Annotated in this window: 12 protein-coding genes; 10 read left to right on the top strand and 2 right to left on the bottom strand. The window is 36.5% G+C overall.

The genetic code is table 11. The features are described 5' to 3' along the window. Positions 1-2: 2 nt before the first annotated feature. The 5 genes from L1967_RS03195 (at position 3) to L1967_RS03175 (ending at position 10513) form a co-directional block, all read left to right on the top strand. The gene (locus L1967_RS03195; RefSeq protein ID WP_249600276.1) at positions 3-1544 is read left to right on the top strand and encodes a RagB/SusD family nutrient uptake outer membrane protein; all 1542 of its coding nucleotides are present in this window, start codon (positions 3-5) and stop codon (positions 1542-1544) included. Between the two features lie 108 nt (positions 1545-1652). Next, positions 1653-5003, top strand: a complete 3351-nt coding sequence (locus L1967_RS03190; RefSeq protein ID WP_249600275.1) for a VCBS repeat-containing protein — start codon at positions 1653-1655, stop codon at positions 5001-5003. After that, positions 5003-8269 carry a VCBS repeat-containing protein gene (locus L1967_RS03185; RefSeq protein ID WP_249600274.1) on the top strand — a complete coding sequence of 1089 codons (3267 nt, stop codon included), beginning with the start codon at positions 5003-5005 and terminating at the stop codon, positions 8267-8269. The genes L1967_RS03190 and L1967_RS03185 overlap by 1 nt, the downstream gene beginning before the upstream one ends. 2 nt (positions 8270-8271) lie before the next feature. Next, the gene (locus L1967_RS03180) at positions 8272-9612 is read left to right on the top strand and encodes a vanadium-dependent haloperoxidase (protein ID WP_249600273.1); all 1341 of its coding nucleotides are present in this window, start codon (positions 8272-8274) and stop codon (positions 9610-9612) included. A 4-nt stretch (positions 9613-9616) separates the two neighbouring features. Beyond that, the gene (locus tag L1967_RS03175; RefSeq protein WP_249600272.1) at positions 9617-10513 is read left to right on the top strand and encodes a GyrI-like domain-containing protein; all 897 of its coding nucleotides are present in this window, start codon (positions 9617-9619) and stop codon (positions 10511-10513) included. A gap of 343 nt (positions 10514-10856) precedes the next feature. Here L1967_RS03175 and L1967_RS03170 read toward each other — a convergent pair whose 3' ends face one another. Together L1967_RS03170 and L1967_RS03165 are read right to left on the bottom strand one after the other, a co-directional pair. Then, a complete protein-coding gene (locus L1967_RS03170; RefSeq protein ID WP_249600271.1) occupies positions 10857-11516 on the bottom strand; it encodes a gluconate 2-dehydrogenase subunit 3 family protein in 660 nt (219 codons plus the stop codon). A 9-nt stretch (positions 11517-11525) separates the two neighbouring features. Further along, positions 11526-13232: a GMC oxidoreductase gene (locus tag L1967_RS03165; RefSeq protein ID WP_249600270.1), complete on the bottom strand. Its 1707-nt coding sequence runs from the start codon at positions 13230-13232 to the stop codon at positions 11526-11528. Between the two features lie 149 nt (positions 13233-13381). On the opposite strand from L1967_RS03165, the gene L1967_RS03160 reads away from it, so the two are divergent. The 5 genes from L1967_RS03160 (at position 13382) to L1967_RS03140 (ending at position 18672) form a co-directional block, all read left to right on the top strand. Further along, complete coding sequence (locus L1967_RS03160; protein WP_249600269.1) at positions 13382-14383, top strand: sugar phosphate isomerase/epimerase family protein; 1002 nt, start codon at positions 13382-13384, stop codon at positions 14381-14383. A gap of 13 nt (positions 14384-14396) precedes the next feature. Next, positions 14397-15623, top strand: coding sequence for a nucleoside permease (locus L1967_RS03155; protein WP_249600268.1), 1227 nt, complete (start codon positions 14397-14399; stop codon positions 15621-15623). A gap of 15 nt (positions 15624-15638) precedes the next feature. After that, positions 15639-16793 (top strand): Gfo/Idh/MocA family protein, encoded by a 1155-nt coding sequence (locus tag L1967_RS03150; RefSeq protein ID WP_249600267.1) that lies wholly within the window; start codon positions 15639-15641, stop codon positions 16791-16793. Between the two features lie 3 nt (positions 16794-16796). Beyond that, entirely contained in the window at positions 16797-17852 is a 1056-nt protein-coding gene (locus L1967_RS03145; RefSeq protein WP_249600266.1) for a sugar phosphate isomerase/epimerase family protein, read from the top strand. 64 nt (positions 17853-17916) lie between these two features. Further along, positions 17917-18672 (top strand): 3-keto-disaccharide hydrolase, encoded by a 756-nt coding sequence (locus tag L1967_RS03140; protein WP_249600265.1) that lies wholly within the window; start codon positions 17917-17919, stop codon positions 18670-18672. The last annotated feature ends 231 nt before the right edge of the window (positions 18673-18903 follow it).

Below are 18903 nucleotides of genomic sequence, written 5' to 3'. Positions count from 1 at the left end.
CTATGAAAAATAAATATATAAAACTATCAATCTTCTTAGGCTTATTGGGAACACTTACGGGGTGTACAGACCTGGAGCTAGAAGATACAGATTCTATTACAAGAGAAACCGAGCAAGGAGAATTTTCAGGTTTAACTGATATTCAAAAAAACTTAAATGGTGGGTATAACGATTTGAGAGGCATCATAGAAACACATGAAAATTTATATGGCCTTAATGAAGGTTCTTCAGATGAACTATTAATTCCTACCAGAGGAACAGACTGGGGTGATAATGGAATTTGGAGAACATTGCATCAGCATACTTGGGACGCCAATCATAATTTTGTTTTAAACACCTGGAATAGTCTTAATGCAGTTGCTTATAATATGACAGAAATTATATCACCTGTTACTGGAGCTTCGGCTCAACAGGTTGCTGAGGCCAAATTCTTAAGAGCTTTTAGTATGTTCTGGGTAATGGACCTTTATGGACAGGTTCCTTTTAGAGAAGTTGATGAAGGACCAGACGTAAATCCTAGAGTGATGACAAGAAGTGAAGCTTTTGAGTTTGTGATGAAAGACCTTAATGATGCCATGGCAAACTTACCCAGCATAGGGCCTGGTGATGGTACAGTACAGGCGTCTAAAGCTGCAGCCCATTATTTATTGGCAAAGTTATATCTTAACAAGCACATTTACTTAGGAACAGGTTCTGCTGCCGCTGCAGATATGACCGCGGTTATAGAACATGTAGATGCAATTATGGATGAAGGATTTGAATTACAAGAAGGATTCTTTGAAATTTTTGAACCTTCTGTAGATACAGAAACTATTCTTTATACAACATCCAGCACAGGAAACAGAATGTGGTCTACTCTGCATTATGCACAAGGAACTACAGACAATACTGGGGGTGGATGGAATGGATTCTCTACATTAGCTGAATTTTATGATTTATTTGAAGGTGATCCTAATATAAATACCGAAGGATCTGGACAAGAAGAAAGAAGAGGTTATGTGCCATTAAGTGGTGACCCTTCAGGAACATTTATTGGTAAAGGTTTCCTTATTAATCAGCAATATGCTGCAGATGGTAGCGAACTTACAGACCGTGCAGGTAATCCTCTTGTTTTCACAAAAGAATTACCAGGACTTTTAGGTAATAATGAACGAAACGGGATTCGTGTATTAAAATATCACCCTTCAAACGGTGCTTATACCGGGCATGTAATAGTATTTAGATTTGCTGATGCGTATTTAATGAAAGCCGAAGCCATTATGAGAGGTGGTTCCAGCTCTGACGATGCATTAACTATGGTTAATAATTTACGTGCCATTAGACAGGCAACACCGTTATCTTCATTAACCGAGCAGGATATGCTAGATGAGCGTGGACGTGAGTTATATACAGAATACTGGAGAAGACAAGACCAGATTCGATTTGGAACTTTTACTTCTACATGGGAGTTTAAAGACAATACAGAAGAATTTAGAGTTTTATTCCCTATTCCTTCTGTAGCCTTAACTTCTAACCCTAATTTGACACAGAATCCGGGATATTAGAATTAGGCATGTTTTTAAGAGACTTAAGAGGCGGTTTTCCGTCACTTAGGTCTCTTTTCTTTTAATTTTTTTTCTTTACTTGAAGTTTTTAATCAGCTTACCCCAATAATGAACAAATTATTATCGATTTCAGGTTTATCCTTACACAAATATTTAGGTGTTGTAATGCTATTTTCTTTTTTATATGCTTGTAAAAAAGATGATAACAATCAAAAAGAAGCACCTAAAGATTATTTATTTACAGAAATGCCAGCAGATTCTACCGGCATTCATTTCATCAATCAGGTTAAGAACAAAAAAGAATTCAATATTTTCAGATACCGTAATTTTTATAACGGTGCCGGAGTAGGAATTGGAGACATCAATAACGATGGGCTTCCAGATGTTTATCTTACTTCAAATATGGGAAAGAATAAACTATATCTTAATCAGGGTAACTTCAAATTTAAAGATATTTCTGAATCTTCAGGAACCCAAGGAAATAGGTCTTGGTCTACTGGAGTAACTCTGGTGGATATCAACAACGATGGTTTGCTGGATATTTATGTTTGCAATGCCGGGAACATCGAAGGAGACGATCGTCGCAACGAACTGTTTATTAATAACGGGGATCTTACTTTTACCGAAGATGCTTCAGCATATAATCTGGACGAAAATGGTTTTACCACACACGCTGCATTTTTTGATTACGACATGGATGGTGATCTTGATGTCTATATCCTTAACAATAGCTTTATCCCAGCATCTAGTCTTGGCTATAACAACAAAAGAGAACTGCGCGGTAAAGATTGGGATTTACCTGAAGTTTTTAAAGGTGGAGGAGATAAACTATTACGAAATGATAATGGGAAATTTACAGATGTTAGCGAAAAAGCAGGTATCTATGGGAGTCTTATTGGTTTTGGCCTTGGAGTAACTATTGGTGACGTTAATAGTGATATGCTCCCAGATATTTACGTATCTAATGATTTTTACGAACGTGATTATCTTTATATTAATAACGGTAACGGAACTTTTAATGAAGATATTAAAAATAGAATTTCGCACTTAAGCATGTTTTCTATGGGTGCAGATATTGCCGATATCAATAACGACGGCTTACCTGAAATTTTTGTAACCGATATGCTTCCCGAAGGAGACGAACGTTTAAAAAACACCAGTGAATTTGAACGTTTTGATCTCTATAAATTAAAAGAAGATCGCGATTTCTTTCATCAGTTTATGCAAAATAGTCTTCAGCTAAACAATGGGAATAATAGTTTTTCTGAAATTGCTTTTTACAGTGGTGTAGCGCAAACCGATTGGAGCTGGGGCGCTCTAATATTAGATATGGATAACGATGGCTATAAAGATATTTACGTAAGTAACGGGATTTACCACGATCTTACCAATCAAGACTTTATGGATTTCTTTGCAAATGATATCCTACAGAATATGGTGATTAACGGGAAAAAGAAAGAATTTGATTCGATCTTAAATGAAATGCCAAGTACCCCTATTCCTAATTATGCCTTTAAAAATAATGCCGATTTAAGCTTCTCTAATGTTACCGAAGATTGGGGATTTAATACTCCCAGTTTTTCTAATGGATCGGCTTATGGGGATTTAGATAACGACGGGGATTTAGACCTTATCGTAAATAATGTAAACATGAAATCATTTGTTTACCGCAACGAAACCAACAAAAAACGTAATCATAACTGGACTAAAATTCAGCTTAAAGGGAACGATAAAAATACCTTTGCCATAGGCAGTAAGGTCATTGTTTATACCAAAGACGATCAATTCACCCAACAGTTAATCCCTACCCGTGGTTTTCAGTCTTCCGCAGATTATAAACTTACTTTTGGCTTGGGTAAACACAAAAAAATAGATTCAATCCGGGTAATCTGGCCAGATAGAACCTCATCACTAAAAACCGATGTTAATATTAACAATCTCGTGGTTTTTGACCAGAATGAAGCCAAAGAATTTAATCTTCCTGAACAGAATCCTAATCAATATTTTAAAGAAATTGATACCGACTTTACAGCGCACCAGGAAGATAATTACATAGATTATGATTATGAAGGCTTAATTAATAAAATGCTTTCCCGCGAAGGTCCTGCAATTGCTGTAGCCGATGTGAATAACGACGGAAATGAAGATTTTTACGTGGCCGGAGCGCGAAATCAATCGGGAGTACTTTATATGCAGCAACCTGATGGTAAATTTTCACAAAGCATTCTGGATGAGTCTGAAGCTTCAAAGGTTTTTGAAGAAACCGGTGCACTTTTTATTGATATTGACCATGATGGTTTTAAAGACCTGATACTAATCGCTGGTGGCAATAATGTTTATGCTGAAAAAGAGCAATATAAAACCCGAATTTATCTAAACGATGGTAAAGGAAATTTCAGAAAAGGGACTACAGATTTACCTCTTAATAATCAAAATGCTGCAGTAATTGCTGAAAATGATTTCAATAAAGACGGAAAAACCGACTTCTTTATCGGATACCGAAGTGTACCCGGAGTTTATGGTACAAATCCAAAACATCAATTGCTTAAAAATGATGGAAATGGCAAATTTACCGCGTTAAAAACTTCGGTTTTAGATGATCTGGGAATGATTACCGATGCCAAATGGACAGATATCGATAATGACGGCAAAGCAGAATTGATCGTGACGGGAGACTGGATGGCTCCTACGATTTTTAAATTGAAAGATCAAAAATTAACTAGAATAAACTCCAATCTTGATGAATATTCCGGGGCTTGGAACAGCATGAAGGTAGCCGATCTAAATAAAGATGGTTTACCAGATCTAATTTTAGGGAATCGAGGCACTAATTCTTTTTACAACGCCAGCAAAGAAGCTCCCGTAAAAGTGTATATCAATGATTTCGATAATAATGGTACTATCGAGCAGATTTTTACACGACCAATAAACGGTAAAGATGTTCCCATACATTTACGCCGAGAGCTTTCTGGTCAGATTTCTTCAGTAAAGAAACAAAACCTGAAATTTGCTGAATATGCTACAAAATCTATAGATCAATTATTTTCTAAAGAGATTTTAGATAAAGCCCTAGTAAAAGAAATTAATAGTTTTAAAAGTATGATCGCCATCAATAAAGGTGATGGGAATTTTGAAATTCAGGAAATGCCCGCAAAGGCGCAATTTAGTTCCATTTACGCTATCGAAACCCTGGATGTAAACAATGATGGGAACCTGGATATCATTATCGCCGGTAATGACTACGATCTAAAACCTCAGTTTTCAAGATTAGACGCTAATTATGGGCTTGTTTTAATCAACGACGGAAATGGTCATTTTAAAGCAGAAACTTCAGAAAAAACAGGTTTGTTTTTTAAAGGACAGGTTCGGGATCTAAAAGTAATTCAGAATAAAAAAGGCGAAAAATGTCTTTTGGTAGGAATTAACAACAAAAAACCTAAAATGTACAAACTTCAGTAATGAAAAGGCTTTGCTACATATTGATTTTTGCTGTTTTGGCGGCCTGTTCTAAAAACGAAAAAGTTCAGGAAAACGCCACTCCTCCCCTTTTTAAAGAATTAGATGCTGAAATCACGAATCTTGATTTTACCAATACACTCACGGCTACCGATAGCCTTAATATTTTAGATTACCTGTATTATTACAATGGGGGCGGTATTGCAATTGGTGATATTAATAACGATAGCCTACCCGATATTTTCTTAACCGGAAACCAGGTGTCCAACAAACTATTTCTGAATAAAGGAAATCTGCAATTTGAAGACATCACTGAAACTGCCGGAGTTGCCGGAAATTCAGACTGGAATACCGGTACTGCAATCGTCGATATTAATGGCGATGGGCTTTTGGATATTTATGTTTGTGCCGTGGTAGGCATCAACGGACTTAAAGGTAAAAATGAACTTTTTATCAACAATGGTGACGGTACTTTTACCGAAAAAGCAGCTGAATATGGTTTAGATTTTAAAAATTATAGTACCAATGTCGCTTTCTTTGATTATGATAACGATGGTGATTTAGATATGTATTTACTAAATCATGCTGTTCACACCGTAAATACTTACGGTCCTGCTGAAATCCGAGAAAAACGAAATGAAAAAAGTGGTGATAAATTGTTAAGAAACGATGGCGACCATTTTACCGATGTTAGCGAAGAAGCAGGTATTTATGGCGGACCAAATGGTTACGGACTCGGGATTGCAACAGCCGATTTTAATAATGATGGCTTTACCGATATCTACATTAGTAACGATTTTCATGAAGATGATTTTTATTACCTGAATAATGGTGATGGTACTTTTACCGAAAGCCTGAAATCTAAATTTGGCCATACCAGTAGGTTTTCTATGGGTAGTGATGCTGCCGATGTAAATAATGACGGATTTTTGGATATTCTCACTTTAGATATGCTTCCTGATGATGAAAAAGTGATTAAAGCGAGTATGGGCGACGACTCTCCCGATATCCATAAAATGAAAAGCGAACGCTTGCACTATCACGAGCAGTTTAGCCGAAACATGCTGCAAATAAATCAAGATGGTGAATACTTTCAGGATTTGGGGCTCATTAGTGGCCTGGCCGCTACAGACTGGAGCTGGAGTGCACTTTTTGCCGATTATGATTTAGATGGAATACAGGATGTTTTTATCTCAACAGGAATTCCAAAACGTCCAAATGATTATGATTATATAAAATACGTATCGAATAATCAGATCCAGAAAGAACTGAGCAAAGGCAATAAAATCGATAAAAAAGCGATTGAAATGATGCCTTCTGGAGCGGTCGAAAACCGTATTTTTAAGGGTACAGGAAACCTTAATTTTAAAGATCTTTCTGGTAGTTGGATATCCAAAGATAGTATTATGAGTACCGGCTCGGCTTATGCCGATTTGGATAACGATGGTGATCTGGATATTATTACCAACAACATCAATGCGCCGGCAAGGATTTATGAAAACCTAATTACTGAGAACAATAAGAATTTTCTAAAAATAAAACTAAACTATAAAAAGCCAAATATCCACGGTATTGGGAGTAAAGCAATTGCCTATCAAAATGGCCAGCAACAGATAAAACAACTATTTACCACACGTGGGTTTCAATCGGCTTCAGAAGCGGTATTACATTTTGGTTTTCCAGAGACCACAAAAATCGATTCACTTTTAATTATCTGGCCAGATAATTCGGTTCAAAAATTATCGAATCTTAACTTGGGACAAACAATTTACCTTGAACCAGAAGGAGCCCTTAAAAAAGTAAATTATGCCGAGTTATTTCCTAAAAACAAGCTATGGTTTACCAAAATCGATTCGTTACCTGGGCTAGATTATGAGCATAAAGAAAACCGCTATCAGGATTTTGATCGCCAAAAATTAATTCCGTATCAAATTTCTGATCGCGGCCCGGCCGTTGTGGTAAAAGATATCAATGGCGACGGTAAAGAAGATATTTTCTTCGGAAGTGCAAAATTCGATAAATCAGCAGTCTATTTTCAAACTAAAAATGGCTTCGAAAAACAAACAATTACGGCTTTAGAAAGCGATGCCCCTTCCGAAGATATTTCAGCAATTATTGAAGATTTTGATCATAATGGAGAGAATGATTTGCTTGTTGTCTCTGGTGGCGGAGAATATTATGGTGAAAACAAGGCTTTATTAGATCGATTATATCTTCAGCAGGACAAAAACTTCAGCAAAGTTAAGTTTCCGGAATATTTTGAAAACGGTAGCGTGGTCAAAGCAGCAGATTATGATAACGATGGTGATCTGGATCTTTTTATAGGTAGTGCTGCAGTTTCTAACGATTTTGGTAATATTCCGAAGTCTTTTTTACTGAAAAATAACCAGGGAAATTTTAGCATCGATAACGAAAATAATCTGGGGAAAATTGGGATGGTCACCGATGCGATCTGGACCGATTTTAATAGTGACGGGCAAATCGATCTTATCGTTGTTGGTGAATGGATGGCTCCACAATTTTACGAAAATCAAAACGGAAAACTTATAGCATATAAAATTGAAGGCGATGTAAAAGGATTGTGGCAAAGCATCGCCGAATTTGATATCGATGGTGATGGAGATAAGGATTATTTACTGGGCAATTGGGGATTAAATACAAAATTAAAGGCAAACAAGGAAAATCCGCTTAAAATGTATTATCTTGATTTTGATAATAATGGAAGGACCGAAACCATTCTAGCTCAGAAGAAAAACGGTAATTATTATCCCGTAAATGGTTTGGATATGTTGGTAGGACAATTATCTTATTTACGTAAAAAATTCCCCGATTATAAAAGTTTTGCAGGAAAAACTATTAAAGAGATTTTTGATAAAGAACAGCTTGCAAAAGCTAAGGTTCTGGAAGTAGAAACCTTGGCTTCAGGATATTTGTTAAATGATAATGGGAATTTTAGTTTTAAAGCTTTTAAAACCCCTTTACAAATAGCTCCGATAACCTCGTTTTTGGAATACGATTTTAATAAAGACGGAAAAACTGAAGTGCTATTGGGTGGCAATTATTTTGGCACCATACCATACCACGGTAAATTCGATCAACTCGCCGGCATTATGCTGCAATCTGTCGACACTTTTATCGAAGCCAAAGATCTTGGTATTAATTTTACGCAAAAAGCAGTAATTAATCTCAATATACTACATTTAGAAAATAAAGAATATTTACTGGTAACCTATAATAACAGAAAACCAGAAGTTTATAAACTGAACTAATCATGAAAAGAGTTCTATTATTACTTTTAAGTATATCAATATTCACAGGATGTGCTGATGAAAAAAGTACCCCTAAAGAAACCGTAGCGATAAGCGCAGCCAATTATCACGACGTTTTGGATAAGATTACCAACGTTATGGTGCACGACATATTTTCTCCACCGGTAGCAAGCCGAATTTACTCGTATGCTAATCTTGCTGCTTACGAAATTGTTGCACAACATAATCCAGAATTAGAATCACTTACAAAGACCATAGGTGCAGATATCACTATACCGGCTTTAGATACTACCAAAGCTATCGATTATAAAATGGCGGCCTTAATCGCGCAATTGGAAATTGGAAAAACACTTATTTTTTCTGAAGTTGAAATTACCGATTATAGCGATAGTTTGTTTGTGAACTGGAAAGAAAATGATGAAGATGTTTTTATCAATTCTAAAGAATATGGCATGCAGGTAGCTGATGCTTTTAAGCAATGGATTGACAAAGATAACTACAAACAAACGCGAACAATGCCTAAATTTTCAGTATATACTGAAAATGTTTCCAGATGGCAGCCTACCCCACCGGCCTATATGGATGGGATAGAACCACATTGGATGAAAATAAGACCCTTTACTTTAGACTCTTCTTCACAGTTTAAACCAGAGCGTCACCCTGAATTCTCTATGGAAAAAGATTCTCAATTTTATAAAGAATTAATGGAGGTTTACGAAGTACGCAATCAAATGGAAGAGACAGGGAACAAATCTGAAGAAATGGCGATTGCTAAATTTTGGGATTGTAATCCTTATGTTTCTACGCAACGAGGGCATTTAATGTTTGCAACCAAAAAAATTACTCCAGGCGGTCATTGGATTGGTATTACCAAAGTGGCCTCCCAAAAGGCGAATCTTGATTTCGATAAGACCGTTTATGCGTATACCACAACAAGCATGGCAATTGCTGATGCTTTTATTAGCTGCTGGGATGAAAAATATCGCAGTAATCTTGTACGCCCGGAAACATTGATCAATAAATTTATAAATGACCAGTGGAAACCGGTTCTACAAACACCTCCATTCCCAGAATACACCAGTGGACATTCTGTAGTAAGTGGAGCCTCTGCAGAAGTATTAACAAAATTATTTGGTGATCAATTTCAGTTCTTAGACGACACTGAAGTCCCGTATGGATTACCAGAAAGGGAATACACCTCTTTTAGAGATGCTGCTAAAGAAGCGGCTCTAAGCAGGCTCTATGGCGGTATTCATTACCGTGCTGCTATAGAAAATGGATTAGATCAGGGAATATCCCTAGGTAAACATGTGGTAACTACCTTAAATGTAAAAACGCTATAATCTGATGAGAAAAGTTCTACTAGGCTTTCTAATGGTTGGTATTATTGGTACTGCTATATGGTATTTTGCGGTGAAGCCATACGATTATAGTATCGCCTTTACCACAAATACTCCAAGTGGAATTATCTATGAAAGAATTGAATACTGGCCGTATGAAAGTTTTAGCAACGCTGAAATTTTAGAGGAAAACTTTGATGAAGAGGTAAAACACCAACTTAATTTTAAAGATAAATCCTTAGTGATCGATTGGAATATTAGTCAGATCAACGATTCTGTAAATAAAGTAAAAGCTATCGTTAGACATCCAGAAAGTTTAGTTTCCAGTCGGTTATCTTTATTAACCGGTAAAAACAAAGAGCAGGATAGCCTTAAAAAAGAGCTTGAAATAATTAGAAAATCACTAGAAGAAGACAAAAGCAATTATAAAATTGCTATTAAAGGCGAAACAAAAGCCCCTAAAACAGATTGTGCATGCATGAGTTTGAAAGGACAGCTTCAACAAAAAGCAATGCTGATGATGACCAATATTGGTTATTTATCAGACTATATTTTAAAATACGATCTTGAAATGCCTGCAAAACCCAGAGTTTTGGTAAAAAGCTGGGATAAAGAAACTAACGAAATTAAATTCGATTTTTGTTTTCCGATCATTAAAAAAGAAGGATTATCTGAAACCGACAAAATAAAATTAAAAACATTACCCTCTTTTAATGCCATGCATGTTGTTTATAACGGCAACTACTTGTTTACCCACTTTGCCTGGTATAAATTGCAGGATTATGCCAAAGCAAATCATTTAAAAATTAGCGATCAGATTCTTGAGGTCTTTAATAACAACCCTGAAATGGGTGGAACTTCTATTGAGTGGACAACCGACATTTACACCTTAATTAAAGACTAATAATCGGTAGAATTCTTGCTAAAATAATTAAACCAGACTGCTATTCCATCAAATCTTTACCTCTCAAAAATATCATTTTAAAATAATTCTTTTCGAATATACTTCTTCCGTCTTACAATAACGAACGACAAGATGGCGCTTTATCTAGACTAGCTATCAAAACAAAATAGCGAAAATACCGGTTCTTTATTAAGAATAGTGGATAATATAATCGCTTAAAATAAAAAAGCTGTCCCTTTTAAAAAGACAGCTCTTTTCGGATAATTAGTAATTTAGATGAATCCAAATTAATCTAATACAAAATACTTCAATTTCAAAATTAAAGTATTCTATTTTAAAACGTTTAAAGTGACATTGCTTTGCCTCCGCCCAGTTCTTCTACTGGACCACAAGGAATGTACTCTCCCGGAATTGGATCGTACCAAAGTACATTTTCACCAATTTGTTCACTTGTTTTCCAAGCCCAGATTCCCAAATCCCTTACTGTTTCTAAGTAGGCAAGAGCACCAGAGTCGTGGTTCATTTCTTCTTCTATCTCTTCTTCAGGAGATTGGTCTTGTGGATCCTGGGTTTCGGTAGTTCTTTTTGGTCTAAAGCTTTCTATTTCTTCTGGAGTAGCTTTTAAATATTTTGCGATGATTTTATCAAATTCCTCAGGGGTGCCGTTACCCGGGTCTTTATCAAATTCCTTTTCGAAAGCACCTGCAAAAGCATCAGCTGATTTCTTAAACTCTTTTTGCTGAGATTCTGGAGCTACTTCAGCCATATAAGAATCGATAAATTCAGCTATATTTAAATCACTTGCTCCCGCAGTATCTGTTTTAGGCAGAATAATATCTAAAACTTCTTTCAGGATAAAACCATTAGATGCGGTTAAATAGGTAGGCTGCCAATTGTAAGTAGGTTCGTTCTTACAACTTTGTAATAAACTTAAAGTACTTGGCCCAACGACCATCACTCCAGCTCCTAATCCTATATTTCTTAAGGCCTGTCTTCTATTCATGATTCTGGTTTAAGCGTTAGACGAATTTTTAAAGTTTTTGGAAGCGTGATCTGCTGCTCTGGCAGTCATTGCCATATAAGTTAACGATGGGTTTTGGCATCCAGAAGACGTCATAAAAGAACCATCGGTAACATATACGTTTTTCACGGTGTGTACCTGATTATTCCCGTTTAAAACCGAAGTTTTAGGGTCATGGCCCATTCGTGCAGTTCCCATTTCGTGGATTCCAAGACCAGGAGCACCAATATTATCGTAAGAAGAAATTTCACGGCAGCCTGCTTTTTCTAACATAGCCACAGCCTGTTCCTTCATATCCTTACGCATTTTAAGCTCATTTTCTTTAAACTCGGCATCAAAAGTTACGGTAGGTAATCCCCACTTATCCAACTTATCATAATCTAGAGTCATTTTATTTTCATGGTAAGGCAGACATTCTCCAAAAGCTAAAAGTCCCATTGTCCAGCCACCTGGTTTAACAATTGCTTCTTTCATCTCTTTACCATATCCTACCTCGGCAATCGCTTCCTGCCAATCTCCACGGCTAGCACCTCCCTGATAGCCATATCCTCTAATAAAATCTAAACCTTCGTTGTCTTTTAGATTTCTAAAACGTGGAAGGTAAATTCCGTTAGGCTTTCTTCCTTTGTAATAAGAATCTTCAAATCCATCAAATTTACCTGAAGCTCCTACTAAGAAATGGTGATCCATTACATTATGTCCCAACTCTCCACTATCGTTTCCTAAACCTTCAGGAAATCTATCCGATTTGGATTGCATAAGGATACTCGTAGACGCAATAGCTGAAGCACAAAGAAAGATAACATTGGCTTTAAACTCCATTTCTTCTTTTGTTTCAGTATCAATTACTTTTACACCTGTGGCTTCTTTGGTATCTGGATCATATAATACTTCGCTAACAATAGAATAAGGTCGTAAGGTCATGTTATTTGTCCTACTTGCAGCAGGCAATGTAGAAGAAGGACTACTAAAATACCCTCCATAAGGACATCCTCTAATACAACGATTTCTAAACTGACAATTAGAACGTCCTTCAAATTTTTTATCACCAGTGATGTGTGCAACCCGGCCTGCGGTTAAAACACGACCTTCAAAATTTTCAGCAATTTTTTCTCTAATATGTTCTTCGACACAATTTAAATCCATTGGTGGAAGAAAATTTCCGTCTGGTAATTGAGAAAGCCCTTCTTTACGGCCACTCACCCCAATATAAGATTCTACATAATCATACCAAGGTGCAATATCTTTATAACGAATAGGCCAATCTACTGCAACACCGTCTTTTTTATTAGCTTCAAAATCAAGATCACTTAAACGATAACTATGGCGTCCCCACATGATTGATCGTCCACCAACATGATATCCACGCATCCAGTCAAACCTTTTAGTTTCGTTATATGGATGTTCAATATCATCAACAAACCAATGCGCACTGGCTTTATTAGTGGTATATCCGGTACGTGCCTGTTTTTGCTGACGCGCAGCTTCCTCACGTGTTTGTTGCCCTTTAAACTTATAATCCCAGGGATCATCATTCATCGTAGGATAGTCTTTAACATGCTCTATCATACGACCTCTTTCTAGTACAAGGGTTTTAAACCCCTTTTCACATAATTCTTTCGCGGCCCATCCTCCGCTAATACCTGTTCCTACAACAATGGCATCATAGGTATCGTTTTCGTAATAACTTTTGCTCACGGTAATGTTATTGGTTAATAATTTGATAATCGAATCTTCTCAAATATATAAATTATTGCGTATAATTTCACATCTTTGAAAAAAACAATACATTTATGAATGTAAAAAAAATCAATCTTACATTTTTTTAAAACATATTAACAGATTATATGAAGAATAAATTATCCCGATTCCACGTCTTAATTTTAGGGTTAATTGTCTTTAATTTATCACTTCTTTCCTGTAAAAACAAGGAAACTAAAAGTGAAGACAATAGCTCCGAAACCATTGATTCTACTACAAGCAATGAGCCATTTTTTAAATTGAGCTTAGCACAATGGTCATTAGAAAAACCAATCCATGAAGGACAATTAGATCCGTTTGATTTTGCTGAAAAAGCTAAAGCATTGGGCTTTGATGGTATTGAATATGTAAGTCAACTTTATTTTGATAAATATCGAAATTCAGAAGATCCAGATGCTGCTTTTTCTCAACTTTTAGACACATTAAAAGCAAAAAGTAAGCAATTTAATGTTAAAAATGTATTGATAATGGTAGATGGCGAAGGCGATTTAGCCGCTATCGATGACAAGGAAAGAGAGGATGCCGTAGAAAAACATAAGCGTTGGGTAGATGCCGCCAAGTTTTTAGGTTGCCATGCCATTAGAGTCAATTTATTTGGTAGTAATGATGAAGCCGAATGGAAATCAAATGCAGTAAAAGGCCTTACCGAATTATCTAAATATGCTTCTACACAAAAAATTAATGTTTTAGTTGAAAACCACGGTGGCTTATCCAGTAATGGTAAATTACTTGCTGAAGTTATGGAAGAAGTAGATTTACCAAATTGCGGTACCCTACCCGATTTTGGTAATTTTTGTTTACGCCGAAAAGACGGTAAAATGTGGGGAACAGAGTGTATTGAAGAATATCCTACTTATCAGGGAATCGAAGAAATGCTTCCTTATGCCAAAGCCGTTAGTGCAAAAACGTATGCATTCGACGAAAATGGTAAAGAAACCACACTTGATATAGGCCGAATTTTAAAAATGGTAAAAGAAGCTGGTTATACTGGCTGGATTGGTGTTGAGTACGAAGGCACTGGTTTAACACCAGAAGAAGGAATCCTGAAAACGAAAGAACTACTACTAAACGAAGCCAAGCAGCTTTAAATATCAATACACTATGAAGACACTGGTAAGATTTCAATTATCCCTAATGATGTTTTTAGAATTTTTCATTTGGGGTGGTTGGTTTGTAACATTAGGTACATTTTTAGCTGACAATTTACAGGCAACCGGGGCTGAAACTGCGTTAGCTTTCTCTACACAATCTTGGGGTGCCATTATAGCTCCATTCATTATTGGGTTAATTGCCGATAGGTTTTTTAATGCAGAACGAATTTTAGGCGTACTGCACTTAATTGGCGCGGTACTTATGTATATGATGTATAGCTCGGTAGACTTTGGAAGTTTTTATCCTTATGTCCTCGGATACATGATCTTATACATGCCCACTTTAGCTTTAGTAAATTCTATTTCGTTTGCGCAAATGAAAGATCCATCTAAAGAATTCTCTAATATTAGGGTATTTGGTACCATTGGCTGGATTATTTCTGGAGTGGTAATTAGTACTGTGTTTGCTTGGGATTCTGAAGCTGCCAGAGCCGAAGGTATGCTGAAATATACATTCTTAATGGTGGCGATTGCATCAGCATTTTTAGGCCTTTTTAGTTTTAGCTTACCTAAAACACCTCCATCTGGAAAAGGAGAAAAAATTACAATTAAAGATATCTTAGGATTAGAAGCTATTGGACTATTGAAGAACAGAAACTTTTTCATGTTCTTTTTATCATCCATATTGATCTGTATCCCCTTGGCCTTTTATTATCAAAACGCCAACCCATTCTTAGCCGAAGTTGGTATGGGGGCTCCTACAGTAAAAATGGCTATTGGGCAGGTTTCAGAAGCGCTATTTTTATTGTTAATCCCTTTCTTCTTTAAAAGATATGGATTTAAAATTACGCTTATTGCAGGAATGCTGGCCTGGACAATAAGATATTTATTGTTTGCCTATGGAAATGCAGACGAATTAGTGTTTATGCTCTACATTGGTATTGCTTTACATGGTATTTGCTATGATTTCTTCTTTGTATCTGGACAAATTTATACCGACTCTAAAGCGGGCCCAAAAATTAAAAGTGCCGCACAGGGATTAATCACACTGGCCACTTATGGTGTTGGAATGTTGATAGGCTTTTGGGTAGCAGGACAAATTAGTGACATGTACCTTAATGCAGATGGCAGTCACGATTGGACAAATATCTGGATCGTACCAGCTGGGTTTGCCTTTGTGGTAATGATCATTTTTGCTATCTTTTTCCGAAATGAAAAAGTCGAATATTCAGAATAAAAATTAAAAATTAAAATGGGAAAGAAAATTAAAATGGGCATCCTTGGAGGTGGTGGTGATTCATTAATCGGAGTTTTACACCGCGTAGCTTCTTCAATGTTCGATAAGTTTGAAGTTGTTGGAGGTGTCTTTAATACCGATATCAATGAAAGTATACGATTCGCTGAGGAAATTGGGATTGGTACCGATCATATTTATGCCAATCTTGATGATTTAATCGAAAAAGAAAATAATCTACCGGAAGAAGAACGTATAAAAGTAGTATCTGTACTTACTCCTAATTTTCTTCATTTTTCGATGGCCAAACAACTATTGGAAGGCGGATTTCATGTGATTTGCGAAAAACCAATGACCACAACTTTAGAAGAAGCTAAAATCCTTAAGGAAGCTTCAGATAAAGCAGGAAAAGTTTTCGCTGTTACCTACACCTATACAGGCTATCCAATGGTACGCCAAATGCGTGAAATGATCACTTCAGGAAAACTTGGTAAAATTCAGAAAATCGATGTTCAATATTATCAGGGATGGATCAATCCAATTATACATGATAAAGAACAACGAAATACTATTTGGAGGTTAGATCCAGAAAAATCTGGAATAAGCTGTTGTATTGGTGATATTGGTACTCATGCCTATGATATGATTGAATATGTTACCGGTATGGAAGTTAAAAACATTCTTGCAGATCTAAATTATCTTTACGAAGATAACGCAATGGATATCGACGGTACCGTGTTGCTAAGACTTGAAGGTCAGGTAAAAGGTGTACTTAGAGCTAGCCAGATCGCGACAGGAGAAGAAAATAATTTTACCGTAAAAGTCTATGGAGACAAAGCTGGAATAAAATGGGAGCAGGAAAATCCTAATTACCTTTATTTTCTGGAAGAAAACAAACCTTTACAGGTGTTAAAACCAGGACATGCCTATAACAGTGATTTTTCTCTAAGCGGAACAAAACTACCACCAGGACACCCTGAAGGAATTTTTGATTCCATGGGAAATATTTATCATGGCGTGGCAAAAGCAATTTTAGGAGAAGACGCTTTTGATGGCGAATACCCAACTATTATCGATGGTTTACGCGGAATGAACTTTATCGAAAAAGCGGTAGAAAGCCATAAGAATGGCAATGTTTGGACAAGTATAGACGATGAACCTGCAAAAAATTAACCAATGAAAACTATAAAAGGACCTGCAGTTTATTTAGCTCAGTTTATGGACACTAAAGCTCCATTTAACAGCTTAGACGGGCTTTGCAAATGGGCTGCAGATTTAGGATACAAAGGAATACAGATACCAACCTGGGAATCGGCACTAATAGACCTGGAGAAAGCCGGAGAAAGCAAAACCTATTGTGATGAGCTGAAAGGAAAGGTTGAATCTTACGGATTAGAAATTACCGAGCTTTGCACGCATTTGCAGGGGCAGTTGGTTGCTGTACATCCCGCCTACGATACAATGTTCGATAATTTTGCTCCAGATGCGTATAAAGGAAACCCTAAAGCCAGAACAGAATGGGCCATAAAACAATTAAAGAGTGCCGCAAAAGCCAGTAGAAATTTTGGCTTAGACGTACATGGCACCTTTAGTGGATCTCTTTTATGGCATACCGCGCACCCATGGCCACAACGGCCAGATGGTCTTGTAGAACTGGGGTTTAAAGAATTAGCAAATCGATGGTTACCTATTTTAGATGTTTTTGATGAAAACGGAGTTGATCTTTGTTATGAAATTCATCCCGGTGAAGATCTTCATGATGGGGATACTTTCGAGCGTTTTCTAGCCGAAACCAACAATCATAAAAGAGTTAATCTTCTTTACGACCCGAGCCATTTTGTGCTACAGCAATTAGATTATTTAACCTATATCGATCACTACCATGAATTTATTAAAATGTTTCATGTGAAAGATGCCGAATTTAATCCTACCGGAAAAAAAGGAAGTTTTGGAGGGTATAACGATTGGATAGATCGTGCTGGCCGATACCGTCATCCTGGTGACGGACAGGTAGATTTTAAAACCATCTTCTCTAAACTAACCCAATATGGCTGCGACTTATGGGCCGTGATGGAATGGGAATGCTGTATTAAATCACCAGAACAAGGTGCCAAAGAAGGAGCACCATTCATCCAAAGTCATATTATTGAAGCTACTCAGAAAAAATTTGACGATTTTGCAGGATCCGAAATTAATGAAGATCGTCTTAAAAAAATCCTGGGATTAAGTTAGTATTCAAAATCAACAAAATCGAGAGTTATGTTCTCTTATAATTTTAACCTTAACCTAACCGCAAATGAAAAAATTAGGATTAATGCTATTAGCAGCTGCCATTACAACAATAAGCTGTAAAAATTCTGAACCTGAGAATTCAGAAAATTCCAAAGAAAACAAAGAAATGGAGGTTACCGCTAAACCTACATCAAATAGCCAATGGCAAGAGCTCACCACAGGTGATATTAATGATCACTGGAAAGGCTATAATCGTGATTCTATCACACAATGGACCTTAAGTAACGGTACGTTACATTTTGTTCCGAAAGAAGGAAGAAGTGAAAGTGAAAACCTGATCACCAAAGAAACCTATACAGACTTTGAGCTTTCTATGGAATGGAAAATTTCTGAAGGCGGAAATAGCGGATTTATGTGGGCCGTAGTAGAAGATAAAGATCTTGGTGAACCTTATCTAACCGGTCCTGAAATTCAGGTATTGGATAATGAAAAACATCCAGATGGCAAAAATGGCCCTAATCGCCATGCAGGTGCACTTTACGACATGGTAGCACCTTCAGAAAATGTAACCAAACCAGTAGGCGAATGGAATAGCGTTGTTTTAAAAATAGACCATAAAGCTAACAAAGGATCTGTAACTCAAAACGGTGTGAAAATAGTTGAATTTCCCGTTGAAGGTGAAGGGTGGGATGAGCTTGTTAAGAACTCGAAATTTGCCGACTGGGAACGATTTGGGAAATCTAAGTCTGGCCATATTGCTTTGCAGGACCATGGCAACGAGGTTTGGTTTCGCAACATTAAGATTAAAAAATTAAACTAGTTTTAATTTTCTAAAAAAACCGCGCTGAGTAGTGCGGTTTTTTTATGCTCAATTTTTAAGACAAAATAGCAAACTAAAACGATATAAAAAAAGAGCATTTCTTTAGCGGTAAACTTTTATTTTAAAATCACTTATAGCAAGTCTAATATGGCGTTTTAAAGGGCTTGCTACTGTTAAGCTTGCCTTAAATGCTTGCATTACTTTTATAATCTTGGTACCTTCGTTATGATT

This window comes from Zunongwangia pacifica (assembly GCF_023499215.1).
GTDB classification, from domain to species: domain Bacteria; phylum Bacteroidota; class Bacteroidia; order Flavobacteriales; family Flavobacteriaceae; genus Zunongwangia; species Zunongwangia pacifica.
The sequence above is the reverse complement of the archived record's forward strand: the minus strand, read 5'-3'. Positions and strand labels throughout refer to the sequence as shown.

Coding starts and splice junctions, on each gene's coding strand:
- L1967_RS03180 (WP_249600273.1), top strand. CDS start 8,272: ATGAAAAGAGTTCTATTATTACTTTTAAGTATATCAATATTCACAGGA.
- L1967_RS03175 (WP_249600272.1), top strand. CDS start 9,617: ATGAGAAAAGTTCTACTAGGCTTTCTAATGGTTGGTATTATTGGTACT.
- L1967_RS03190 (WP_249600275.1), top strand. CDS start 1,653: ATGAACAAATTATTATCGATTTCAGGTTTATCCTTACACAAATATTTA.
- L1967_RS03170 (WP_249600271.1), bottom strand. CDS start 11,516: ATGAATAGAAGACAGGCCTTAAGAAATATAGGATTAGGAGCTGGAGTG.
- L1967_RS03140 (WP_249600265.1), top strand. CDS start 17,917: ATGAAAAAATTAGGATTAATGCTATTAGCAGCTGCCATTACAACAATA.
- L1967_RS03160 (WP_249600269.1), top strand. CDS start 13,382: ATGAAGAATAAATTATCCCGATTCCACGTCTTAATTTTAGGGTTAATT.
- L1967_RS03155 (WP_249600268.1), top strand. CDS start 14,397: ATGAAGACACTGGTAAGATTTCAATTATCCCTAATGATGTTTTTAGAA.
- L1967_RS03195 (WP_249600276.1), top strand. CDS start 3: ATGAAAAATAAATATATAAAACTATCAATCTTCTTAGGCTTATTGGGA.
- L1967_RS03150 (WP_249600267.1), top strand. CDS start 15,639: ATGGGAAAGAAAATTAAAATGGGCATCCTTGGAGGTGGTGGTGATTCA.
- L1967_RS03145 (WP_249600266.1), top strand. CDS start 16,797: ATGAAAACTATAAAAGGACCTGCAGTTTATTTAGCTCAGTTTATGGAC.
- L1967_RS03185 (WP_249600274.1), top strand. CDS start 5,003: ATGAAAAGGCTTTGCTACATATTGATTTTTGCTGTTTTGGCGGCCTGT.